The sequence below is a fragment of the Citrobacter sp. CK195 genome (genome assembly GCF_030333365.1).
GTDB lineage: Bacteria > Pseudomonadota > Gammaproteobacteria > Enterobacterales > Enterobacteriaceae > Citrobacter_B > Citrobacter_B koseri.
In genome coordinates this window covers 96,364-119,255 of sequence record NZ_JAOWGB010000026.1, presented here as the reverse complement: position 1 = coordinate 119,255, position 22,892 = coordinate 96,364, and the positions used below count along the sequence as shown (strand labels likewise).

Here is a 22,892-nt window from a genome sequence, read left to right as displayed (position 1 = left end):
TTTATGACTGTTCAGTCTCATCAGTGCGTCATTATCGGTATTGCTGGCGCATCGGCTTCCGGCAAGAGTCTTATTGCCAGTACCCTTTATCGCGAATTGCGTGAACAAGTGGGTGATGAACATATCGGCGTTATTCCCGAAGACAGCTATTACAAAGATCAAAGCCATCTGTCGATGGAAGAGCGTGTAAAAACCAACTACGACCATCCTAATGCGATGGATCACAGTTTGCTGTTCCAGCATCTGCAAGCGCTCAAGCGCGGTTCGGCGATTGAATTGCCCGTATACAGCTATGTTGAACATACCCGCATGCAGGAAACCGTTCGCGTCGAGCCCAAAAAAGTCATTATTCTCGAAGGGATTTTGCTGCTGACGGACGCGCGTTTGCGTGAAGAGATGAACTTCTCTATTTTTGTCGATACCCCGCTGGATATCTGCCTGATGCGCCGTATTAAGCGCGACGTCAACGAGCGTGGGCGTTCAATGGATTCGGTGATGGCGCAGTACCAGAAAACCGTACGCCCGATGTTCCTGCAATTTATTGAACCTTCCAAGCAATACGCCGATATTATCGTACCGCGCGGCGGTAAGAACCGCATTGCGATTGATATTCTGAAAGCGAAAATCAGTCAGTTCTTTGAATAAGCCCAGCGAATTGTGTACCGTTCAGTGATAACCTGGTTCGCCCTTGACGCGTTGAACGTTAAGGGCCTGATGCACGAAAGGAGAAAGTGCCATGCGTTTGTGTGACCGAGATATTGAAGCCTGGCTGGATGAAGGCCGCTTGTCGATCAACCCGCGTCCTCCTGTTGAGCGTATTAATGGCGCGACGGTGGATGTGCGCCTTGGCAATAAATTTCGTACATTTCGTGGCCACACGGCTGCGTTTATTGATTTAAGCGGCCCGAAGGATGAGGTCAGCGCCGCGCTGGATCGCGTGATGAGCGATGAAATCGTGCTGGATGAAGGCGACGCGTTTTATCTTCATCCAGGCGAGCTGGCGCTGGCCGTGACCTTTGAGTCCGTCACGCTGCCGCCGGATCTCGTGGGGTGGCTGGATGGCCGTTCCTCGCTGGCGCGTCTTGGGCTGATGGTGCACGTTACCGCGCACCGTATCGATCCCGGCTGGTCCGGTTGCATCGTTCTGGAGTTCTACAACTCCGGGAAATTACCGCTGGCCCTGCGTCCGGGAATGCTGATTGGCGCCCTGAGCTTTGAGCCGCTCTCCGGCCCTGCCGCACGCCCTTATAACCGTCGCCAGGATGCGAAATACCGCGATCAGCAAGGCGCTGTTGCCAGCCGGATTGACAAAGACTGAGTCTGCTCCACTGAGGATAGCATGAGACGATTTCTGACGACGCTGATGATTCTCCTGGTCGTGCTGGTGGCCGGTTTCTCGGCGTTGGTGATGTTGGTGAATCCGAATGATTTCCGCGCGTATATGGTGCAGCAGGTCGCTGCGCGTAGCGGATATCAACTGCAACTGGATGGCCCTCTGCGCTGGCACGTATGGCCTCAACTCAGCATCCTTTCTGGACGGATGGCGTTGACAGCGGAAGGCGCCAGCGAACCCTTGGTTCGGGCCGACAATATGCGTCTGGACGTTGCGCTGTGGCCGCTTCTTAGTCATCAGTTGAAGGTTGAACAGGTGATGCTCAAAGGCGCGGTCATCCAGTTGACGCCGCAGACGGAAGCGGCGCGCCGGGAAGACGCGCCTGTTGCGCCAAAAGACAATACGCTGCCGGATGTCCCGGAAGACCGTGGTTGGTCTTTTGATATCAGCAGCTTACGCGTTGCTGACAGCGTGCTGGTGTTCCAGCATGAAGACGACGAGCAAATTACGGTTCGCGATATTCGCCTGCAAATGGAGCAGGATGAACAGCATCGCGGGACGTTTGATTTTTCCGGGCGGGTGAACCGCGATCAGCGCGATCTCTCGCTCTCCTTCAACGGAACGGTCGATGCGTCTGACTATCCGCACAACTTAACGGCCGGTATCGAGCAGCTCAACTGGCAGTTGCAGGGAGCCGATTTACCGAAACAGGGTATTCAGGGCCAGGGGCAATTACAGGCGCAGTGGCAGGAAGGGCAAAAAAGGCTCTCTTTCAGTCAGCTCAGTTTAACCGCCAACGACAGCACCCTGACCGGACAGGCTCAGGTGACGCTGAGCGATGAGCCGGAATGGGCGATCGATCTGCAATTTGGCAAGCTGAATCTGGATAACCTTCTTCCGCGAAATGACGTGGCAAGCACATCCAAAAACGTGGCGCAAACGGGGCAGCAGTCGACGCGGCCGCGGCCGGTTATCGCGTCCCGCGTTGATGAACCCGCTTATCAGGGGCTAAAAGGGTTTTCTGCGGCCCTCTCTCTGCGGGCGGATAACGCGCAGTGGCGTGGCATGGTGTTTACCGACGTGTCGGCGAAAATGACGAATCAGGCCGGTTTGCTGAATATCGTTGAGTTGCAGGGGAAACTCGACGGCGGTGAGATTTCTCTGCCCGGTACGCTGGACGCGAGAGCGGCAAATCCGCGCGCCGTGTTCCAGCCGCGCCTTGAGGATGTGGAAATCGGTACGATTCTGAACGCGTTTGACTATCCCATCGCGCTGACCGGCAAAATGTCGCTGGCGGGTGATTTTTCAGGCGCGGATATTGACGCCCAGGCGTTTCGTCATGGCTGGCAAGGGCAGGCGCATGTTGAAATGCGCGACACGCGTATGGAAGGGATGAACTTCCAGCAACTGGTGCAGCAGGCGGTAACGCGTAGCGGTGGCGATGTGCAGCAATCGCAGCAGAATTTTGATAACGCGACCCGTCTGGATCGCTTTGTCACCGACCTGACGCTGGATAACGGTAAGCTCACGCTGGGCAGCATGGAAGGGCAGTCTGCAATACTGGCGGTTTCCGGTAATGGCGCGTTGAATCTTGTTGAGCAGACCTGCGACACGCAGTTTAACGTGCGCGTGCTGGGCGGCTGGACAGGTGAAAGCAAGCTGATTGATTTCCTGAAAGAGACGCCGGTTCCGCTGCGCGTATACGGTAAGTGGCAGGCGCTGAATTACAATCTCCAGGTTGACCAGATTCTGCGTAAGCATTTGCAGGATGAAGCAAAACGTCGTCTGAGCGACTGGGCGGATCGTAATAAAGAGAGCCGCAACGGTAAAGACGTGAAGAAGCTGCTGGATAAGCTGTAAGCGAATCTGAATGCCGGCTGTGAAAACAGACAGCATGTGTAGGCCGGATAAGGCGTTTACGCCGCCATCCGGCAACACCCTACGCCTGATGGCGCTGCGCTTATCAGGCCTACAACGACACAACCGTAGGCCGGGTAAGGCGTCAGTCGCCACCCGGCATGCCGTTCAGCCTTACACCTCGTAATCTAACTCGTCATCGCTACGTAACGGAATAATCTGCACTTTCTGTACGCGGTGACTCTCAACCTGCAAGGTTTTCAACAGGTAATCTCCCACCTGAACCTCTTCTCCGGTTTTCGGCACACGTTGCAGGTATTCCATCAACAACCCCGCGATGGTGTGGTACTCGCGTTTCTCATCCAGCGGCAGCGGAACGTACTGCACCAGATCTTCCAGCGGCATATGGCCGTTGGCGGTCCAGGAGCCGTCCGGGTTTTTCTGAATATCGTGACGGGCGTCGATCTCTTCCACTTCGTTTGGCAGATTACCGGCGATGGTTTCCATGACGTCGCTCAGGGTTACGATCCCTTCAACGGAACCAAACTCATCCACGACAAAAGCAAAATGCGTACGGGCGTTACGGAACTGCTCCAGCGCCGGAAGCAGCGGTAGCGTTTCAGGAAACACCAGCGGTTGACGGATCAACGCCCGCAGATCGAGCGGATCGCCGCGCAGCGATTGCTGTAGCAGGTCGATGACATGCACCACGCCAAGCAACTCTTCCTGTTCGTCCTCTCCGGTCACTACCAGACGCGTATGCTGGTTTTTTTCCAGCAGGGCGCGAATTTCCTCTTCAGGCGCGTCGAGATCGATGTGCTCAATATCATGGCGCGAGGTCATGATACTGCTGACGGTGCGCTGGTTGAGGTTCAGCACCCGTTCAATCATCTGCCGCTCTTGCGGGTTGAAAATCTGGCTGTCGTCATGATCCGCCAGCATGGCGGAGGTGTCAGCATCCAGCTCGGCATCCTCCTTTTTCCCGCTGAGCAAACGCATCACCGCTTCGGTGGTGCGCTGGCGCAACGTATGGTTGGCGGATAAGAAGCGACGACGGTTGAAGATCGCCAGTTGGTTCAGCGCTTCAATCATCACCGAGAAGCCGATCGCGGCGTACAGATAACCTTTCGGAATATGGAAGCCAAACCCTTCCGCCACCAGGCTGAAGCCGATCATCAGCAGGAAGCTGAGGCAGAGGATCACGATGGTCGGGTGGCTGTTCACAAACCGGGTCAGGGATTTACTGGCCAGCAGCATCAGGCTGATGGCGATAATCACCGCCGCCATCATCACCGCAAGGTGTTCGACCATCCCCACGGCGGTAATGACCGAGTCGAGGGAGAAGATGGCGTCCAGCACTACAATTTGCGCCACCACGCCCCAGAATTTCGCCCCTTTGCGTTGGGTGGGGTTATCGCTGTCTTTCCCCTCCAGCCGCTCGTTGAGCTCCATCGTGGCTTTAAAGAGCAGGAAGAAACCGCCAAACAGCATAATCAGATCCCGGGCGCTGAAGCTCAGGTCGCGTATGCTGAAGAGAGGCTTCGTCAGCGTGACCAGCCACGAGATAGACGCCAGCAACAGCAGCCGCATGATCATCGCTAACAGCAGCCCGGTAATGCGCGCACGATCGCGCTGCGCAGGCGGCAGTTTTTCAGCGAGGATGGCAATAAAGACCAGGTTATCAATGCCGAGGACTAACTCGATGACGATAAGCGTGACGAGTCCGGCCCAGATTGATGGATCGGCAATCCATTCCATAGTGAGAATAATACCTTTCGTTATATGACAGTTGTCACAATTCGATCATGGATAAAGCTGGCGCAAAATGCAATGACATAACGTCATTTCTCTTTCTTTTATATCAGGCTTTTATGCTGAAAACGTGGCGGAAAAATAACCATAAAGTTTCCATATGGTACGGTTTTTTTAATGTGGACATATTTCGGAAATATCGCAGGTTGGGCGTTAAATATAGAATTTGTCAACATCAATAAAATCCTAAAATTATAATTTCGCCACGCTTAATATTAATCTTAAAAAGGGTGAAGTACAGGCTTGTTACCTTGCCTGCTATTACGTTAACTGCAACAATTCTTGCAGCATTAATGGTGGGCAACAAAAATATCCTGTCGCCGTCAAGCAGGCCATTACTGAGTAACTTTCTTATTTCCTGTGATGTTTCTCTGTCGCGAAGAAGAGGAAATAAAGAGGATTATAAAAACCTAAATTAATCAGTGTATTGGTAGCTAAAAATCCAAGGGCGGTAGCGTGTCTGATAACCTGGTGACAAGTCTGAATTATTCTGTCAATAGCCTACGGATGAATCCAAATTTTTTAGGACTGATGCCAGTTAAATTTCTTTTCAATTAACTGCAATGTAAATGTGTACAGGCGAAGTCGCTATTTAAATTGCACGGGATAATTACTCTGCCAAAGTGATAAATAATCAATGATGAAATCCAAAATGAAATTGATGCCATTATTGGTGTCGGTAACCTTGATAAGTGGTTGCACAGTACTTCCGGGCAGCAATATGTCTACGATGGGTAAAGACGTGATCAAACAGCAAGACGCTGATTTTGATCTCGACCGTATGGTGAATGTCTATCCGTTGACGCCGCGCCTGGTGGAGCAATTACGACCACGTCCAAATGTGGCGCAGCCCAATATGTCACTGGACCAGGAGATCTCAAGCTACCAGTACCGCGTCGGCCCAGGCGATGTTTTGAATGTGACGGTCTGGGATCACCCGGAACTGACCACGCCCGCCGGGCAGTACCGCAGCTCCAGTGATACCGGCAACTGGGTTCAACCCGATGGCACCATGTTTTATCCCTACATCGGCAAAGTGACTGTGGTGGGCAAAACGCTGGGTGAAATTCGCAGTGATATTACCGGGCGCTTAGCGAAGTACATTGCTGACCCGCAGGTGGACGTTAATATCGCCGCTTTCCGCTCGCAGAAGGCGTATGTCTCCGGGCAGGTGAATAAATCCGGCCAGCAGGCGATCACCAACGTGCCGCTCACCGTTCTTGATGCCATCAACGCCGCCGGCGGCCTGACCGAAAACGCCGACTGGCGCAACGTCGTGCTGACGCACAATGGCCAGGAGCAGCGAATTTCTTTGCAGGCGCTGATGCAAAACGGCGATCTCAGCCAGAACCGGTTGCTCTACCCCGGCGACATCCTGTTTGTACCGCGTAATGACGATCTGAAAGTCTTCGTGATGGGTGAAGTGAAGAAACAGAGCACCCTCAAAATGGACTTCAGCGGTATGACGCTCACCGAAGCATTGGGTACGGCGGAAGGTATCGACCTGACCACCTCCAATGCCAGCGGCATCTTCGTGATTCGACCGCTGAAAGGCGAGGGCGGACGCAATGGCAAGATCGCCAATATTTATCAGCTTGATATGTCTGATGCCACCTCTCTGGTGATGGCGACGGAGTTCCGACTGCAACCTTACGATGTGGTGTACGTCACGACCGCACCGGTTGCGCGCTGGAACCGTCTGATCAATCAGTTGCTGCCGACCATCAGCGGTGTCCGTTATATGACGGATACGGCCAGCGACATTCATAACTGGTAAACGTCATGTTTAACAAAATCTTAGTTGTTTGCGTGGGGAACATTTGCCGTTCCCCAACGGCAGAGCGCTTGCTGAAAAGTTATCACCCGTCGTTAACGGTGGAGTCCGCCGGGTTGGGCGCGCTGGTGGGAAGGGGCGCCGACCGGTCGGCGGTCAGCGTGGCGGCGGCGCATAACCTCTCTCTTGAAGGTCATTGCGCTCGCCAGATCTCCGGGCGTATGTGCCGGGATTATGACCTGATTCTGGCGATGGAAAAACGCCATATAGCCAGACTGTGCGAGATGGCGCCAGAGATGCGCGGGAAAGTGATGTTGTTCGGCCACTGGGACAGCGAGCGTGAAATACCCGACCCGTATCGCAAAAGTCGCGAGGCGTTTGAAGCGGTGTACACATTACTTGAAAGGTCTGCTCGCCAATGGGCGCAGGCATTGAACGCAGAGCAGGTATAACAATGACAGAAAAAGTAAAACAGCTTGCCGCTCCGGTAACGGGCAGTGATGAAATCGATATCGGTCGTCTGGTGGGAACCGTCATTGAAGCGCGCTGGTGGGTGCTTGGCATTACGGCGGTATTTGCGCTGTGCGCGGTGATTTACACGCTATTCGCCACGCCGATTTACAGCGCCGACGCGCTGGTGCAAATCGAGCAAAATACCGGTAACTCGCTGGTGCAGGATATTGGCTCTGCGCTGGCCAATAAACCGCCGGCATCAGAAGCGGAAATTCAGCTGATTCAGTCGCGTCTGGTTCTGGGGAAAACCGTTGACGATCTCGACCTGGATATCTCCGTCACCAAAAACACCTTCCCGCTGTTTGGCGCAGGCTGGGAGCGCCTGATGGGGCGGCAGAATGAGACGGTGAAAGTGACAACGTTCACCCGTCCAAAAGAGATGGGCGAGCAGGTTTTCACGCTTAACGTGCTGAGTGACAAAACCTACGAACTGACCAGCGATGGCGGCTTTAGCGCGCGCGGTCAGGCCGGGCAACTGCTGAGTAAAGATGGCGTGACGATGATGGTGAGCGCTATCCATGCCCGCCCGGACAGTGAATTTACCGTCACTAAATTCTCCACGCTTGGGATGATCAACAATCTGCAAAACAACCTGACTGTGACGGAAAACGGCAAAGATACCGGCGTATTGAGCCTGGCCTTCACCGGTGAAGACAAGGATCAGATCCGCGATATTCTCAACAGCATCACCCGCAACTATCTCGAACAGAACGTTGAGCGGAAATCTGCGGAAGCGGCGAAAAGTCTGGCGTTCCTGGCGAAACAGTTGCCGGAAGTGCGCAGTCGCCTGGACGTCGCGGAAAACAAACTCAACGCCTTCCGTCAGGATAAAGACTCCGTGGACTTACCGCTGGAGGCCAAGGCGGTGCTGGATTCGATGGTGAATATCGACGCCCAGCTTAACGAACTGACCTTCAAAGAGGCGGAAATCTCCAAGCTGTTTACTAAAGCGCATCCGGCTTACCGTACGCTGCTGGAAAAACGTAAAGCGCTGGAAGATGAAAAAGCCAAACTGAACGGGCGCGTGACGGCAATGCCGAAAACACAGCAGGAAATTGTGCGTCTGACGCGCGACGTCGAATCCGGTCAGCAGGTTTATATGCAACTGCTGAACAAGCAGCAGGAGCTGAAGATCACCGAGGCCAGCACCGTCGGGGATGTGCGTATTGTTGACCCGGCGATTGCCCAGCCGGGCGTGCTGAAGCCGAAAAAAGCGCTGATTATTCTTGGCAGCATTATTCTTGGCCTGATGCTCTCTATCGTCGGCGTGTTGCTGCGTTCGCTGTTTAACCGTGGGATTGAAAGTCCGCAGGTGCTCGAAGAACACGGCATCAGCGTCTATGCCAGCATTCCGCTGTCGGAGTGGCAGAAAGCGCGCGATAACGTCAAAACGATTAAGGGCGTTAAACGCTACAAACAGAGCCAGTTGCTGGCGGTGGGGAATCCAACCGATCTGGCGATTGAGGCGGTGCGTAGCCTGCGTACCAGCCTGCATTTCGCCATGATGCAGGCGCAAAACAATGCGCTGATGTTGACCGGGGTCAGCCCGTCTATCGGCAAAACCTTTGTCTGCGCCAACCTGGCGGCGGTCATCAGCCAGACCAACAAACGCGTGCTGCTGATCGACTGCGATATGCGTAAAGGCTATACCCACGAGCTGCTGGGCACCAACAACGTGAATGGTCTGTCCGACATTCTGGTGGGCAAAGGGGATATCGCCTCCTGCGCTAAACCCACTTCCATCCCGCATTTCGATCTGGTGCCGCGCGGACAGGTGCCGCCTAACCCGTCGGAACTGCTGATGAGCGAGCGCTTTGGCGAACTGATTGCCTGGGCCAGCGCGCACTATGACCTGGTCTTAATCGATACGCCGCCGATTCTGGCGGTGACCGATGCGGCGATCGTCGGACGGCATGTCGGCACCACGCTGATGGTGGCGCGTTACGCCGTTAACACATTAAAAGAGGTGGAAACCAGCCTGAGCCGCTTTGAGCAGAACGGTATTCCGGTAAAAGGCGTAATCCTCAACTCCATCTTCCGACGGGCGACCGGTTATCAGGATTACGGTTACTACGAGTACGAATACAAGTCGGATTCAAAATAATAAGTCGCCTGATGACGCTGCGCTTATCAGGCCTACAGGGCCGACAAAATTGCTGGTGACTGTAGGCCGGATAAGGTGTTTACACCGCCATCCGACACTATCCGGGGAATGAGAATGACAATAGACAACCCACTGATTTCGATCTACATGCCAACCTGGAATCGGCAGCAACTGGCGATTCGCGCGATTAAATCGGTGCTGCGCCAGGACTATACCCACTGGGAAATGATCATTGTGGATGACTGCTCCTCATCGTATGAGCAGTTGCAGCAGTTTGTTGAAGGGTTAAACGACCCGCGCGTGCGCTACACCCACAATGCGATCAATTCCGGCGCCTGCGCGGTGCGTAATCAGGCCATTATGCAGGCGAAAGGGCAGTACATCACCGGGATCGATGATGATGATGAATGGACGCCGAACCGTCTGAGCGTGTTCCTTGAACATAAGCATCAGCTGGTAACGCACGCGTTTTTATACGCCAATGACTATGTCTGCGAAGGCGAGGTTTACTCGCAGCCGGCCAGTCTGCCGTTGTACCCGAAATCGCCGTACTCACGCCGTCTTTTTTATAAACGCAATATCATTGGCAATCAGGTCTTTACCTGGGCCTGGCGCTTTAAAGAGTGCCTGTTTGATACCGAACTGAAAGCCGCGCAGGACTACGATATTTTCCTGCGTATGGTGGTTGAGTACGGCGAACCGTGGAAAGTGGAAGAGGCGACGCAGATTCTGCACATCAATCATGGTGAAATGCAGATCACCTCCTCGCCGAAAAAATTCTCCGGCTACTTTCATTTCTACCGCAAGCATAAAGACAAATTCGACCGCGCCAGCAAAAAGTATCAGCTGTTTACGCTGTACCAGATCCGCAATAAGCGAATGACCTGGCGCACGTTGCTGACGCTGTTTTCTGTGCGTAACGGCAAACGCCTGGCTGACGGACTGCGGGGGCGTTAAGGATGCTGGAGGATCTACGCGCAAACAGCTGGAGTCTGCGCCCGTGCTGCATGGTGCTGGCCTACCGCGTCGCCCATTTTTGTTCCGTCTGGCGCAAAAAAAATGTGCTGAATAACCTGTGGGCCGTGCCGGTGCTGGTGCTGTACCGCCTGATGACCGAATGCCTGTTTGGTTACGAAATTCAGGCCGCCGCAACCATCGGCCGACGCTTCACCATCCATCACGGTTATGCCGTCGTGATCAATAAGCATGTCGTCGCGGGCGACGACTTCACCGTGCGTCATGGCGTCACTATCGGCAACCGGGGCGGCGACAGCCTGGCGTGCCCGGTCATTGGTAACGGCGTTGAGCTGGGCGCTAACGTCATTTTGCTGGGGAATATCACCATCGGCAATAACGTGACTATCGGGGCGGGCAGCGTGGTGCTCGACACGGTTCCCGATAACGCGCTGGTAGTGGGAGAGAAGGCGCGAGTGAAGGTAATTAAATGAATATTCTGCAATTTAATGTTCGACTGGCGGAAGGCGGCGCGGCGGGCGTGGCATTAGACCTGCACCTGCGCGCGCTACAAAAAGGCCTGACCTCGCACTTTGTCTATGGCTATGGCAAAGGCGGGAAGAAAAGCGTCAGCCACAGCAACTATCCGCATGTGATTAAACAGACGCCGCGTCTGACATCGGTCGCCAATATCGCGCTGTTTCGTCTGTTTAACCGCGACCTTTTTGGCAATCTCGATAATCTGTACCGCAAAGTGACCCGGACATCCGGCCCGCTGGTGCTGCATTTTCATGTGCTGCACAGCTACTGGCTGAATCTGGCGGAGGTTGTCGCTTTCTGCGAGAAGGTGAAAAACCACAAGCCGGACGTGAGGCTGGTCTGGACGCTGCACGATCACTGGAGCGTGACCGGACGCTGTGCCTTTACCGACGGCTGTGAAGGCTGGAAAAGCGGCTGCCAGAAATGCCCGACGCTGACCAATTATCCGCCGGTAAAAGTGGACAGAGCGCACCAGCTGGTGGTGGGCAAGCGGCAGCTGTTTCAGCAGATGCTCTCGTTGGGCTGTCAGTTTATCTCGCCCAGCCAGCATGTGGCGGAGGCGTTTAACAGCCTGTACGGGGCAGGGCGTTGTCGCATTATCAATAATGGCATTGATGTGGCGACCGAAGCGATTCTGTCCGAACTGTCGCCGGTGAGCGAGCGCCAGGGCAAACCGAAAATTGCCGTGGTGGCGCACGATCTGCGCTATGACGGCAAAACAAACCAACAGCTGGTGCGCGACATGATGGCGGCAGGCAACAACATTGAGCTGCACACCTTCGGTAAGTTTTCCCCCTTCGACGGTGAGAACGTGGTGAATCACGGCTTTGAAACCGATAAACGCAAGCTGATGAGCGCCCTTAACCAGATGGATGCGCTGGTGTTCAGCTCCCGGGTCGATAATTACCCGCTGATTTTGTGTGAAGCGTTATCTATCGGCGTGCCGGTGATCGCCACGCACAGCGACGCGGCGCAGGAGGTACTGGCAAAATCGGGCGGGCGAACGTTCAGTGAAGACGAGGTGCTTAACCTGGTGCAGATGAGCAAATCCGACATTGCCCAGGCCGTATTTGGCGCCTCGCTGGAGGCCTTTTGCGAGCGTAGCCGCACCGCATACAGCGGACAACAGATGCTGGAGGAGTATGTCTCGTTCTATCAGAATCTGTAGTTACCTGCTGCTGCCGCTGATCTACCTGCTGGTCAACGTCAAAATTGCCCAACTGGGCGAAAGCTTCCCCATCACCATCGTCACCTTTTTACCCGTTTTGCTGTTGTTGTTCATTGAGCGCATCAGCATTAAAAAATTGATGATTGCGCTGGGCGTGGGGGCAGGGCTGACGGCGTTTAACTACCTGTTCGGTCAGTCGCTGGATGCCAGCAAGTATGTCACCTCGACGATGCTGTTTGTTTACATCGTCATCATTATCGGCATGGTGTGGAGTATTCGCTTTAAAACCGTTTCCCCGCATAACTACCGCAAGATATTACGTTTTTTCTATATGGTGGTGGCGTTTGTGGTGGCGCTGGCGGCAGTTGAGATGGCGCAGATCATTCTCACTGGCGGCAGCAGTTTAATGGAAGGAATTTCGAAATATCTTATTTACAGTAATAGCTATGTGCTGAATTTTATTAAATTTGGCGGCAAGCGAACCACTGCGCTCTATTTTGAACCGGCGTTTTTTGCTCTGGCGTTAATCTCAATTTGGCTCAGCATCAAACAGTTTGGTATCAAAACCCCTAAGACCGATGCTATGATTCTGGCAGGGATAATATTATCAGGATCATTTTCAGGGGTAATGACCTTTATCCTGTTTTACTTACTGGAGTGGGCATTTCAGTATCTGAATAAGGATGCGATAAGGAAAAAATTGCCACTGGCGATTATTTCGTTGGGCGTATTTTTAGTCGGTGTGGTTTTTGCTTTTCCTTATATCGCTGAACGTCTTGGAGATTTAGGAACGGAAGGCTCGTCATCGTATTATCGTATCGTTGGGCCATTAGTGATGGTCGGTTATTCGTTGACCCATATTGATGGCGTAGTCAGATTTGGCTCACTTTATGAATATGTCGCATCATTCGGAATTTTTAACGGTGCGGATGTCGGAAAAACAATAGACAATGGCCTGTATCTGCTGATTATTTATTTCTCATGGTTCGCGGTGTTATTGACCGCATGGTACATGTGGAAAATCTTAAAATTGACGCTGAATGCGTTTGGCGATAATCAGAATTTTCGGGTGCAGCTTTATCTCTTTACGCCGGTATCGTTGTTTTTTACCGGTTCGATATTTAGCCCGGAATATGCATTTTTAATCGTTTGTCCTTTTATTTTGCGCAAAGCGCTAAATATTACGAATTCATGACGAGGTGGTTTTATGTTACTTAGCGTCGTTACTGTCGCCTTTCGTAATTACGACGGCGTGGTAAACACCTGGCGCTCGCTGCGCAACCTGGCGCGCGATCCCAGCCTGACCTTTGAATGGATTGTCGTGGACGGCGGTTCGGATGACGGCACCGCCCAGTTTCTGGAAAAACTCAACGGTGAGTTTAACTTACGCTTCGTAAGTGAAAAGGATCGCGGCATTTACGACGCGATGAACAAAGGCATTGCGATGGCGCAAGGGCGCTATACTCTTTTCCTCAATTCCGGCGATGTGTTTCATGAAGATGTCACCGATTTTGTCCGTCAACTGGGGCGAAAAAATGATGACGCGATGTACATTGGCGACGCGTTGCTGGATTTTGGTGAAGGAAATAAAACCCGACGAAGCGCCAAACATGGCTGGTATATCTACCACAGCTTACCCGCCAGCCATCAGGCTATTTTCTTCCCGACCGCAGGGCTGAAAAAACATCCATACGATCTGCAATATAAGGTGTCATCTGATTACGCGCTGGCAGCCAGTCTTTATAAATCAGGCTATCCTTTCCGTCGAATCAAAGGGTTGGTGTCTGAATTTTCTATGGGCGGCGTGTCAACCTCAAACAATCTGGAATTATGCCGGGATGCAAAAAACGTGCAGCGTAAAATATTACGCGTCCCCGGATTCTGGGCGGAATTATCTTATTTACTACGTCTGAAAACGACAGGCAAAGCAAAAGCCTTATATAACAAAGCCTGAATATAAGGAAAAATGATGCAGGATTTAAGCGGCTTCTCGGTGCCGAAAGGGTTCCGGGGCGGCAATGCAATAAAAGTGCAATTATGGTGGGCGGTGCAGGCGACGTTATTTAGCTGGTCGCCGCAGGTGATGTATCGCTGGCGCGCATTTTTATTACGGATGTTTGGCGCAAAAATAGGAAAAAACGCAGTCATCCGACCTTCTGTAAAAATTACGTATCCGTGGAAATTGACGTTAGGTGATTACGCCTGGGTCGGCGATGACGCCGTTTTATATACGCTGGGTGACATTACGATTGGCGCACATTCTGTTATTTCGCAGAAAAGCTATTTATGTACCGGCAGTCATGATTATGCCAGCGCCCATTTTGATATTAACGCCACGCCAATTGTGATTGGCGAGAAATGCTGGCTGGCGACGGATGTCTTTGTCGCTCCCGGCGTAACGATAGGCGACGGCACCGTCGTTGGTGCGCGAAGCAGTGTTTTTAAATCGCTACCGGCAAACACAATCTGCCGTGGCAATCCCGCAGTGGTAACGCGCGAGCGCGTTGAGAAAGTTACTCCCTAACGGGACTATTTGAGGAAAATAAAATGTCAAAAGTCGCTCTCATTACTGGCGTAACCGGGCAGGATGGTTCTTACCTGGCGGAACTTCTGCTGGAGAAAGGTTACGAGGTTCATGGTATCAAGCGTCGCGCGTCTTCGTTCAATACCGAACGCGTGGATCATATCTATCAGGACCCACATGCCAGCAACCCGAAATTCCACCTGCACTACGGTGATCTGACCGACTCATCCAACCTGACCCGCATTTTGCAGGAAGTGCAGCCGGATGAAGTCTACAACCTGGGGGCAATGAGCCACGTTGCGGTTTCGTTTGAGTCCCCGGAATACACCGCCGACGTGGATGCGCTGGGTACGCTGCGTCTGCTGGAGGCGATCCGCTTCCTGGGCCTGGAAAAGAAAACCCGTTTCTATCAGGCTTCCACCTCTGAGCTGTACGGTCTGGTGCAGGAAATTCCGCAAAAAGAGACCACGCCGTTTTATCCGCGCTCTCCGTATGCCGTCGCCAAACTGTACGCCTACTGGATCACCGTTAACTACCGCGAATCCTACGGCATCTACGCCTGTAACGGCATTCTGTTCAACCATGAATCTCCGCGTCGTGGCGAAACCTTCGTGACCCGCAAAATCACCCGCGCGATTGCCAATATCGCTCAGGGGCTGGAGTCCTGCCTGTTCCTCGGCAACATGGATTCCCTGCGTGACTGGGGCCATGCCAAAGACTACGTCAAGATGCAGTGGATGATGCTGCAACAAGAGACGCCGGAAGATTTCGTGATCGCGACCGGCGTGCAGTACTCCGTGCGTCAGTTCGTCGAAATGGCGGCGGCACAGCTGGGAATCAAACTGCGCTTTGAAGGGGAAGGCGTGGAAGAGAAAGGGATTGTCGTTTCTGTCACCGGTCATGACGCGCCGGGCGTGAAGCCGGGTGATGTGATTATCGCCGTTGACCCGCGCTACTTCCGTCCTGCGGAAGTGGAAACCCTGCTGGGCGACCCGTCAAAAGCGCACGAGAAGCTGGGCTGGAAACCGGAGATCACACTCCAGGAGATGGTGTCTGAAATGGTCGCGAAAGACCTGGAGGCGGCGAAGAAACATTCCTTGCTGAAATCTCATGGCTACGAGGTTGCCATCGCGCTGGAGTCCTGAGGATGATGAAACAACGTATTTTTGTGGCGGGCCATCGCGGGATGGTGGGTTCCGCCATCGTAAGACAGCTGGCGCAGCGCGAGGATGTGGAGCTGGTGCTCCGCACCCGCGACGAGCTGAATTTGCTGGACAGCCGGGCGGTACAGGCATTCTTCGCTGAAGAACGCATTGACCAGGTTTATCTGGCGGCGGCGAAGGTGGGCGGTATTGTCGCCAACAATACGTACCCGGCCGATTTCATCTACGAGAACATGATGATTGAGAGCAACATCATTCACGCCGCGCATCTGCACAACGTGAACAAGCTGTTGTTCCTCGGTTCCTCCTGTATCTACCCCAAACTGGCAAAACAGCCGATGGCGGAAAGCGAACTGCTGCAAGGGTCGCTTGAACCAACCAACGAGCCGTATGCCATCGCAAAAATTGCCGGGATCAAACTGTGCGAGTCCTGGAATCGCCAGTTTGACCGCGATTACCGCTCGGTTATGCCGACCAACCTGTACGGGCCGCATGACAACTTCCACCCGAGTAATTCGCACGTCATTCCCGCGCTGCTGCGTCGCTTCCATGAAGCGACCGAGCAGAACGCGCCGGATGTAGTGGTATGGGGCAGCGGGACACCGATGCGCGAGTTCCTGCATGTGGATGATATGGCCGCTGCCAGCATCCATGTGATGGAGCTGGATCGCGAAGTGTGGCAGGAGAACACGCAGCCGATGCTCTCGCACATCAACGTCGGTACTGGTGTGGATTGCACCATTCGGGAGCTGGCGCAAACGATCGCTCAGGTCGTGGGCTACAAAGGGCGGGTGGTGTTTGACGCCACGAAACCGGACGGCGCGCCGCGCAAACTGCTCGACGTAACGCGCCTGCATCAGCTTGGCTGGTATCACGAGGTGTCGCTGGAGGCCGGGCTTGCCAGCACTTACCAGTGGTTCCTTGAGAACCAGCACCGGTTCCGGGGGTAAACATGTTTTTACGTCAGGAAGATTTCGCTACCGTCGTGCGCTCTACGCCGCTGATCTCCATTGATTTGATCGTGGAGAATGAGCGCGGCGAGTTCCTGCTGGGCAAGCGCACCAATCGCCCTGCGCAGGGTTACTGGTTCGTACCGGGCGGGCGCGTGCAGAAGGATGAGACGCTGGAAAAAGCGTTTGAGCGTCTCACTCAGGCGGAACTGGGGCTGCGTTTACCGCTGTCCGCAGGCGCGTTTTATGGCGTCTGGCAGCACTTCTATGACGATAACTTCTCCGGCGAAGACTTTACCACTCATTACGTTGTGCTTGGTTTTCGCCTGAAGGTGAATCAGGCGGATCTGCATCTGCCTGATGAACAACATGAAGATTATCGCTGGCAGACGCCTGAGCGGCTTCTGGCAAGCGCCAGCGTTCACGACAACAGTCGGGCGTACTTCCTCGCGGATCGTCAGTCCGGGGTGCCTGGATGTTACACGAAATCATTCAGCCTGAATCAAGGCGGCAGGGGTGAGCAGATGCAGCCAACGCAGAGTCAGGTTGAAGGATGAAGCGTATGAGAATCCTTGTGTACGGCATCAACTACTCGCCGGAGCTAACCGGCATCGGTAAATACACCGGCGAGATGGTGGAGTGGATGGCGCGTGAAGGGCATGAGGTTCGGGTGATCACCGCGCCGCCTTATTACCCGCAGTGGAAAGTGGGCGAGCAGTATTCCTCCTGGCGTTATCGCCGGGAAGAGGGGGCGGCTACCGTCTGGCGCTGCCCGTTATATGTTCCGACGCAGCCATCGACGCTGAAACGCTTGCTGCACCTGGGCAGTTTCGCCCTGAGCAGTTTCTTCCCGCTGATGGCGCAGCGACGCTGGAAGCCGGATCGGATTATCGGCGTGGTGCCGACGCTGTTTTGCACGCCGGGTATGCGTTTGCTGGCGAAACTCTCCGGCGCGCGCACGCTGCTGCATATTCAGGACTACGAGGTGGATGCGATGCTCGGTCTGGGGCTGGCCGGGCAAGGCAAGAGCGGTAAGGTTGCCCGACTGGCCGCCGCGTTCGAGCGCAGCGGTCTGCACAACGTCGATAACATCTCCACCATCTCCCGCTCAATGATGAATAAAGCGCAGGAGAAAGGGGTCGCGGCAGACAAGGTGATTTTCTTCCCTAACTGGTCGGAAGTGGCGCGTTTTCGCGACGTGACCGCTAGCGATGCGGCCCGCTTACGCCAGACGTTGGGGTTGCCGGATGATAAAAAAATCATTCTGTACTCCGGCAATATCGGTGAAAAACAAGGGCTTGAGAACGTGATCGACGCCGCTGAGCGTCTTACCGATCGCCCCTGGTTGTTTGTCATTGTCGGGCAGGGCGGCGGTAAAGCGCGGCTGGAAAAAATGGCCCATGAGCGCGGCCTGGATAACGTCAAATTTTATCCGCTTCAGCCTTATGAAGCCTTACCTGCGTTGCTGAAGATGGGCGATTGCCATCTGGTGGTGCAAAAGCGCGGCGCGGCGGATGCCGTTTTGCCGTCGAAACTGACCAATATTCTGGCGGTGGGCGGCAACGCGGTGATCACCGCTGAACCGGAAACCGAACTCGGCCAGCTTTGTCGCGACTATCCCGGCATTGCCGTTTGCGTGGAACCGGAGTCGGTCGACGCGCTGGTGACGGGGATTACCCAGGCGCTTGCCATGCCTGAGAACAACACGGTGGCATGCGAATATGCCGAACGCACGCTCGATAAAGAGAACGTGTTACGTCAATTTATTACAGATATTCGGGGATAAATCATGGGTCAACGTAAACTTTATCCGGTCGTGATGGCGGGTGGCTCGGGTAGCCGTTTATGGCCGCTTTCTCGTGTACTTTATCCAAAACAGTTTCTCTGCCTGAAGGGCGATCTCACCATGCTGCAAACGACCATTTGTCGTCTGAACGGCGTGGAGTGCGAAAGCCCGGTGGTGATCTGCAATGAGCAGCACCGCTTTATTGTCGCCGAACAGTTGCGCCAGCTAAACAAACTGACGGAGAACATTATTCTCGAACCTGCCGGGCGCAATACCGCGCCAGCGATTGCGCTGGCGGCGCTGGCGGCGAAACGCCACAGCCCGGAAGGCGATCCGCTGATGCTGGTACTGGCGGCCGATCACGTCATCGCTGATGAAGGAGCGTTTCGCGACGCGGTGCGTAACGCCATTCCGTATGCCGAAGCGGGCAAGCTGGTCACGTTCGGCATCGTGCCGGATCTGCCGGAAACCGGCTACGGCTATATTCGTCGCGGCGATGTCTCTCCCGGCGAGCAAGACGCGGTCGCTTTTGACGTCGCGCAGTTTGTCGAAAAACCCAATCTTGAAACCGCGCAGGCCTACGTGGCGAGCGGCGACTACTACTGGAACAGCGGGATGTTCCTGTTCCGCGCCGGGCGTTATCTGGAAGAACTGAAAAAATACCGTCCCGATATTCTGGACGCCTGCGAAAACGCGATGAGCATCGTTGACCCCGACCTCGACTTTATCCGCGTGGATGAAGAGGCGTTCCTCGCCTGCCCGGAAGAGTCGGTGGACTACGCGGTGATGGAGCGCACGGCGGATGCGGTGGTTATGCCGATGGATGCCGGCTGGAGCGACGTGGGTTCCTGGTCTTCACTGTGGGAAATCAGCGCGCATACCGCCGAGGGAAACGTGCATCACGGCGACGTTATTAGCCATAAAACGGAAAACAGCTACGTTTATGCGGAGTCGGGCCTGGTGACGACCGTCGGGGTGAAAGACCTGGTGGTTGTACAGACCAAAGATGCGGTGCTGATTGCCGATCGCAATGCGGTGCAGGATGTGAAAAAAGTGGTGGAGCAGATTAAAGCTGACGGGCGTCATGAGCACCATATCCACCGTGAAGTCTACCGGCCGTGGGGCAAATACGACTCTATCGACGCTGGCGACCGTTATCAGGTGAAACGTATTACCGTTAAACCCGGCGAGGGGCTCTCCGTGCAGATGCATCACCATCGTGCTGAGCACTGGGTGGTGGTTGCAGGGACGGCAAAAGTCACCATCAACGGCAAAATCAAACTGCTCGGTGAAAACGAGTCTGTCTACATACCTCTGGGGGCGACCCACTGCCTGGAGAATCCGGGAAAAATTCCGCTCGACCTGATTGAAGTCCGCTCCGGTTCGTACCTTGAAGAGGACGACGTGGTGCGCTTCGCCGATCGCTACGGGCGGGTGTAAGCCCGGTAAGTTGCCGGATGGCGCGTTGCTTATCCGGCCGACAGGTCCGTAGGCCCGGTAAGCGTAGCGTCACCGGGCAATAAAACAAAAATTGAAAAAGGCTCTTACGAGAGTCAGGGCCAACTGTTGCCTGAAGAAGGGTAAAAACATGACGAAATTAACCTGTTTTAAAGCCTACGATATTCGCGGCAGGCTGGGCGAAGAGTTGAATGAGGATATCGCGTGGCGTATTGGCCGCGCTTACGGCGAGTTCCTGCAACCGAAAACCATTGTGCTGGGCGGCGATGTGCGCCTGACAAGCGAGTCGCTGAAACTGGCGCTGGCGAAAGGGTTGCAGGATGCGGGCGTTGACGTACTGGATATCGGCCTTTCCGGCACGGAAGAGATCTATTTTGCGACCTTCCATCTGGGCGTCGATGGCGGTATTGAAGTGACCGCCAGCCATAACCCGATGGACTACAACGGTATGAAACTGGTGCGCGAGGGCGCGCGCCCCATCAGCGGCGACACCGGCCTGCGCGACGTGCAGCGTCTGGCGGAAGCCAATGATTTTCCACCGGTCAACGAAGCCAGACGCGGCAGCTATAAGCAGATCAATCTGCGTGACGCCTACATCGACCACCTGTTCGGCTACATCAACGTCAACAATCTCACGCCATTGAAGCTGGTCATCAACTCCGGCAACGGCGCGGCAGGCCCGGTGGTGGATGCCATTGAAGCCCGCTTTAAGGCGCAGGGCGTGCCGGTTGACTTCATCAAAATCCACAACACGCCGGACGGCAACTTCCCGAACGGCATCCCTAATCCGCTGCTGCCGGAGTGTCGCGATGACACCCGCAACGCCGTTATTGAACACGGCGCAGATATGGGCATTGCCTTCGATGGGGATTTCGACCGCTGCTTCCTGTTTGATGAGAAAGGGCAGTTCATTGAGGGCTACTACATTGTCGGCCTGCTGGCGGAGGCATTTCTGGAGAAACACCCGGGGGCGAAGATCATCCACGACCCGCGTCTGTCCTGGAACACTGTTGATGTGGTGACGGCGGCGGGCGGCACGCCGGTGATGTCGAAAACCGGTCATGCCTTCATTAAAGAACGTATGCGCCATGAAGATGCTATCTACGGTGGCGAAATGAGCGCCCATCACTACTTCCGTGATTTTGCGTACTGCGACAGCGGGATGATCCCGTGGCTGCTGGTGGCGGAGCTGGTATGTCTGAAAGGGCAGTCACTGGGGGAACTGGTGCGTGACCGGATGGCGGCGTTCCCGGCCAGCGGTGAAATCAACAGCAAACTGGCAGAGCCTGCGGCCGCCATCAGCCGGGTGGAAGCACACTTTGCGCGTGAAGCGCTGACGGTGGACAGAACTGACGGCATCAGCATGTCGTTTGCCGACTGGCGCTTCAACCTGCGTTCTTCCAATACTGAACCGGTGGTGCGGCTGAACGTGGAATCACGCGGCGACATTCCGCTGATGGAAGCGCGAACGCGAACCCTGCTGACGTTGCTGAATCAGTAATGTCGGTTCTTCCCTTACCCGGCGACGGGTAAGGGGCTAATAACAGGAACAACGATGACAAATCTAAAAAAGCGCGAGCGAGCCAAAACCAATGCATCGTTAATCTCTATGGTGCAACGCTTTTCGGATATCACCATCATGTTTGGCGGGTTATGGGTTGTCTGCAAGCTGAGCGGATTGCCTTTCCTGTATATGCATCTGTTGGTGGCGCTGATCACGCTGGTGGTTTTTCAGATGCTGGGCGGCATAACTGATTTTTACCGTTCCTGGCGCGGCGTGAAGATTTCGACGGAACTGGCGCTGCTGCTGCAAAACTGGACGCTGAGTCTGGTCTTCAGCGCGGGCCTGATTGCCTTCAATAACGACTTTGATAACCGTCTTACCGTCTGGCTGGCGTGGTATGCGCTCTCCAGCGTTGGTCTGGTGGTCTGCCGCTCGTTCATTCGCTACGGAGCCGGATGGCTGCGTAACCGTGGGTACAACACGCGCCGGGTGGCGGTGGCGGGAGATCTTCCTGCCGGTCAGTCGCTGCTGGACAGCTTCCGCAAGGAGCCGTGGTTGGGTTTTGAAGTGGTCGGCGTTTACTACGATCCGAAACCGGGCGGCGTCTCTTCTGACTGGGCCGGAAATCTGCAACAACTGGTTGAGGATGCCAAAGCCTCACGCATTCATAACGTCTATATCGCCATGTCGATGAGTGACGGGGCGCAGGTAAAAAAACTGGTGCGCGCTCTGGCGGACACTACCTGCTCGGTCATCCTCATCCCGGATGTTTTTACCTTCAATATTCTGCACTCGCGCATTGAAGAGGTAAGCGGCGTGCCGGTCGTGCCGCTGTATGACACGCCGCTGTCAGGGATCAATCGTCTGCTGAAACGCGCGGAAGATATCGTGCTGGCGTCGCTGATTCTGCTGCTGATCTCTCCGGTGCTGTGCTGCATTGCGCTGGCGGTCAAATTCAGTTCGCCAGGGCCGATTATCTTCCGCCAGACCCGTTATGGCATGGACGGTAAGCCGATCAAAGTGTGGAAATTCCGCTCCATGAAGGTGATGGAAAACGACAAAGTGGTGACGCAGGCGACGCAAAACGACCCGCGTGTAACCCGCGTGGGGAATTTTCTGCGCCGTACCTCGCTTGATGAACTGCCGCAGTTTATCAACGTTCTGACCGGCGGCATGTCTATCGTCGGGCCGCGCCCGCACGCGGTGGCGCATAACGAGCAGTATCGCCAGCTTATCGAAGGCTACATGCTGCGCCATAAAGTCAAACCCGGCATTACGGGGTGGGCGCAGATCAACGGCTGGCGCGGCGAGACCGACACGCTGGAGAAAATGGAAAAGCGCGTGGAGTTTGATCTGGAGTACATCCGTGAGTGGAGCGTGTGGTTTGACATCAAGATTGTTTTTCTGACGGTGTTCAAAGGCTTTGTGAATAAAGCGGCGTACTGAGGAACG

Annotated in this window: 19 protein-coding genes and 1 pseudogene; 19 read left to right on the top strand and 1 reads right to left on the bottom strand. The window is 54.6% G+C overall.

Going from position 1 to position 22,892, the window contains the following annotated elements:
- Nucleotides 1-3 precede the first annotated feature (3 nt).
- From udk to asmA, 3 genes are all read left to right on the top strand, one after another.
- Nucleotides 4-645 carry a uridine kinase gene (gene udk, locus OGX93_RS18160; RefSeq protein WP_024130192.1) on the top strand — a complete coding sequence of 214 codons (642 nt, stop codon included), beginning with the start codon at nt 4-6 and terminating at the stop codon, nt 643-645.
- Between the two features lie 91 nt (nt 646-736).
- Nucleotides 737-1,318: a dCTP deaminase gene (gene dcd, locus OGX93_RS18155; protein WP_012131692.1), complete on the top strand. Its 582-nt coding sequence runs from the start codon at nt 737-739 to the stop codon at nt 1,316-1,318.
- A 21-nt stretch (nt 1,319-1,339) separates the two neighbouring features.
- Nucleotides 1,340-3,193 carry an outer membrane assembly protein AsmA gene (asmA, locus tag OGX93_RS18150; RefSeq protein ID WP_286449166.1) on the top strand — a complete coding sequence of 618 codons (1,854 nt, stop codon included), beginning with the start codon at nt 1,340-1,342 and terminating at the stop codon, nt 3,191-3,193.
- A 171-nt stretch (nt 3,194-3,364) separates the two neighbouring features.
- Here the strand turns inward: asmA and OGX93_RS18145 are convergent, their stop codons facing one another.
- Nucleotides 3,365-4,948, bottom strand: coding sequence for a TerC family protein (locus OGX93_RS18145; RefSeq protein ID WP_058669389.1), 1,584 nt, complete (start codon nt 4,946-4,948; stop codon nt 3,365-3,367).
- 691 nt (nt 4,949-5,639) lie between these two features.
- Here OGX93_RS18145 and OGX93_RS18140 point away from each other — a divergent pair.
- The 16 genes and pseudogenes from OGX93_RS18140 to wcaJ all read left to right on the top strand — a co-directional run bounded on the left by OGX93_RS18140 (nt 5,640) and on the right by wcaJ (nt 22,886).
- On the top strand, nt 5,640-6,779 hold the full coding sequence (locus OGX93_RS18140; protein WP_012131699.1) for a polysaccharide export protein: 1,140 nt from the start codon (nt 5,640-5,642) through the stop codon (nt 6,777-6,779).
- A 5-nt stretch (nt 6,780-6,784) separates the two neighbouring features.
- Nucleotides 6,785-7,228: a low molecular weight protein-tyrosine-phosphatase Wzb gene (gene wzb, locus OGX93_RS18135; RefSeq protein WP_012131700.1), complete on the top strand. Its 444-nt coding sequence runs from the start codon at nt 6,785-6,787 to the stop codon at nt 7,226-7,228.
- A gap of 2 nt (nt 7,229-7,230) precedes the next feature.
- Nucleotides 7,231-9,393: a tyrosine-protein kinase Wzc gene (wzc, locus tag OGX93_RS18130; RefSeq protein ID WP_286449165.1), complete on the top strand. Its 2,163-nt coding sequence runs from the start codon at nt 7,231-7,233 to the stop codon at nt 9,391-9,393.
- A 114-nt stretch (nt 9,394-9,507) separates the two neighbouring features.
- Nucleotides 9,508-10,350 (top strand): colanic acid biosynthesis glycosyltransferase WcaA, encoded by an 843-nt coding sequence (gene wcaA / locus OGX93_RS18125; protein WP_024130193.1) that lies wholly within the window; start codon nt 9,508-9,510, stop codon nt 10,348-10,350.
- Between the two features lie 2 nt (nt 10,351-10,352).
- Entirely contained in the window at nt 10,353-10,841 is a 489-nt protein-coding gene (wcaB, locus tag OGX93_RS18120; protein ID WP_214318762.1) for a colanic acid biosynthesis acetyltransferase WcaB, read from the top strand.
- Nucleotides 10,838-12,055, top strand: a complete 1,218-nt coding sequence (gene wcaC / locus OGX93_RS18115) for a colanic acid biosynthesis glycosyltransferase WcaC (protein WP_286449164.1) — start codon at nt 10,838-10,840, stop codon at nt 12,053-12,055. Before wcaB ends, wcaC begins: the two co-directional genes overlap by 4 nt.
- Nucleotides 12,030-13,250: a colanic acid polymerase WcaD gene (gene wcaD, locus OGX93_RS18110; protein WP_286449163.1), complete on the top strand. Its 1,221-nt coding sequence runs from the start codon at nt 12,030-12,032 to the stop codon at nt 13,248-13,250. Before wcaC ends, wcaD begins: the two co-directional genes overlap by 26 nt.
- Nucleotides 13,251-13,262: 12 nt before the next feature.
- Entirely contained in the window at nt 13,263-14,009 is a 747-nt protein-coding gene (gene wcaE, locus OGX93_RS18105; protein WP_012131706.1) for a colanic acid biosynthesis glycosyltransferase WcaE, read from the top strand.
- Between the two features lie 15 nt (nt 14,010-14,024).
- Nucleotides 14,025-14,579: a colanic acid biosynthesis acetyltransferase WcaF gene (wcaF, locus tag OGX93_RS18100; protein ID WP_047462599.1), complete on the top strand. Its 555-nt coding sequence runs from the start codon at nt 14,025-14,027 to the stop codon at nt 14,577-14,579.
- 23 nt (nt 14,580-14,602) lie between these two features.
- On the top strand, nt 14,603-15,724 hold the full coding sequence (gene gmd, locus OGX93_RS18095) for a GDP-mannose 4,6-dehydratase (RefSeq protein ID WP_012131708.1): 1,122 nt from the start codon (nt 14,603-14,605) through the stop codon (nt 15,722-15,724).
- Nucleotides 15,725-15,726: 2 nt separating this feature from the next.
- Nucleotides 15,727-16,692, top strand: coding sequence for a GDP-L-fucose synthase (gene fcl, locus OGX93_RS18090; RefSeq protein ID WP_047462602.1), 966 nt, complete (start codon nt 15,727-15,729; stop codon nt 16,690-16,692).
- Between the two features lie 2 nt (nt 16,693-16,694).
- Nucleotides 16,695-17,168 (top strand): annotated as a pseudogene (locus OGX93_RS18085) (GDP-mannose mannosyl hydrolase); the annotation flags it as partial.
- Nucleotides 17,169-17,254: 86 nt separating this feature from the next.
- Nucleotides 17,255-18,478, top strand: coding sequence for a colanic acid biosynthesis fucosyltransferase WcaI (wcaI, locus tag OGX93_RS18080; RefSeq protein ID WP_153257712.1), 1,224 nt, complete (start codon nt 17,255-17,257; stop codon nt 18,476-18,478).
- 3 nt (nt 18,479-18,481) lie between these two features.
- Nucleotides 18,482-19,918 (top strand): mannose-1-phosphate guanyltransferase, encoded by a 1,437-nt coding sequence (cpsB, locus tag OGX93_RS18075; protein WP_286449162.1) that lies wholly within the window; start codon nt 18,482-18,484, stop codon nt 19,916-19,918.
- Nucleotides 19,919-20,066: 148 nt separating this feature from the next.
- Complete coding sequence (gene cpsG, locus OGX93_RS18070) at nt 20,067-21,437, top strand: colanic acid biosynthesis phosphomannomutase CpsG (RefSeq protein ID WP_012131713.1); 1,371 nt, start codon at nt 20,067-20,069, stop codon at nt 21,435-21,437.
- Between the two features lie 54 nt (nt 21,438-21,491).
- A complete protein-coding gene (gene wcaJ / locus OGX93_RS18065; protein ID WP_047462612.1) occupies nt 21,492-22,886 on the top strand; it encodes an undecaprenyl-phosphate glucose phosphotransferase in 1,395 nt (464 codons plus the stop codon).
- The last annotated feature ends 6 nt before the right edge of the window (nt 22,887-22,892 follow it).

What these genes read in the sequence shown, in the direction of transcription:
- udk (WP_024130192.1), top strand. Translation starts at nt 4, where the DNA reads ATGACTGTTCAGTCTCATCAGTGCGTCATTATCGGTATTGCTGGCGCA.
- dcd (WP_012131692.1), top strand. Translation starts at nt 737, where the DNA reads ATGCGTTTGTGTGACCGAGATATTGAAGCCTGGCTGGATGAAGGCCGC.
- asmA (WP_286449166.1), top strand. Translation starts at nt 1,340, where the DNA reads ATGAGACGATTTCTGACGACGCTGATGATTCTCCTGGTCGTGCTGGTG.
- OGX93_RS18145 (WP_058669389.1), bottom strand. Translation starts at nt 4,948, where the DNA reads ATGGAATGGATTGCCGATCCATCAATCTGGGCCGGACTCGTCACGCTT.
- OGX93_RS18140 (WP_012131699.1), top strand. Translation starts at nt 5,640, where the DNA reads ATGATGAAATCCAAAATGAAATTGATGCCATTATTGGTGTCGGTAACC.
- wzb (WP_012131700.1), top strand. Translation starts at nt 6,785, where the DNA reads ATGTTTAACAAAATCTTAGTTGTTTGCGTGGGGAACATTTGCCGTTCC.
- wzc (WP_286449165.1), top strand. Translation starts at nt 7,231, where the DNA reads ATGACAGAAAAAGTAAAACAGCTTGCCGCTCCGGTAACGGGCAGTGAT.
- wcaA (WP_024130193.1), top strand. Translation starts at nt 9,508, where the DNA reads ATGACAATAGACAACCCACTGATTTCGATCTACATGCCAACCTGGAAT.
- wcaB (WP_214318762.1), top strand. Translation starts at nt 10,353, where the DNA reads ATGCTGGAGGATCTACGCGCAAACAGCTGGAGTCTGCGCCCGTGCTGC.
- wcaC (WP_286449164.1), top strand. Translation starts at nt 10,838, where the DNA reads ATGAATATTCTGCAATTTAATGTTCGACTGGCGGAAGGCGGCGCGGCG.
- wcaD (WP_286449163.1), top strand. Translation starts at nt 12,030, where the DNA reads ATGTCTCGTTCTATCAGAATCTGTAGTTACCTGCTGCTGCCGCTGATC.
- wcaE (WP_012131706.1), top strand. Translation starts at nt 13,263, where the DNA reads ATGTTACTTAGCGTCGTTACTGTCGCCTTTCGTAATTACGACGGCGTG.
- wcaF (WP_047462599.1), top strand. Translation starts at nt 14,025, where the DNA reads ATGCAGGATTTAAGCGGCTTCTCGGTGCCGAAAGGGTTCCGGGGCGGC.
- gmd (WP_012131708.1), top strand. Translation starts at nt 14,603, where the DNA reads ATGTCAAAAGTCGCTCTCATTACTGGCGTAACCGGGCAGGATGGTTCT.
- fcl (WP_047462602.1), top strand. Translation starts at nt 15,727, where the DNA reads ATGATGAAACAACGTATTTTTGTGGCGGGCCATCGCGGGATGGTGGGT.
- wcaI (WP_153257712.1), top strand. Translation starts at nt 17,255, where the DNA reads ATGAGAATCCTTGTGTACGGCATCAACTACTCGCCGGAGCTAACCGGC.
- cpsB (WP_286449162.1), top strand. Translation starts at nt 18,482, where the DNA reads ATGGGTCAACGTAAACTTTATCCGGTCGTGATGGCGGGTGGCTCGGGT.
- cpsG (WP_012131713.1), top strand. Translation starts at nt 20,067, where the DNA reads ATGACGAAATTAACCTGTTTTAAAGCCTACGATATTCGCGGCAGGCTG.
- wcaJ (WP_047462612.1), top strand. Translation starts at nt 21,492, where the DNA reads ATGACAAATCTAAAAAAGCGCGAGCGAGCCAAAACCAATGCATCGTTA.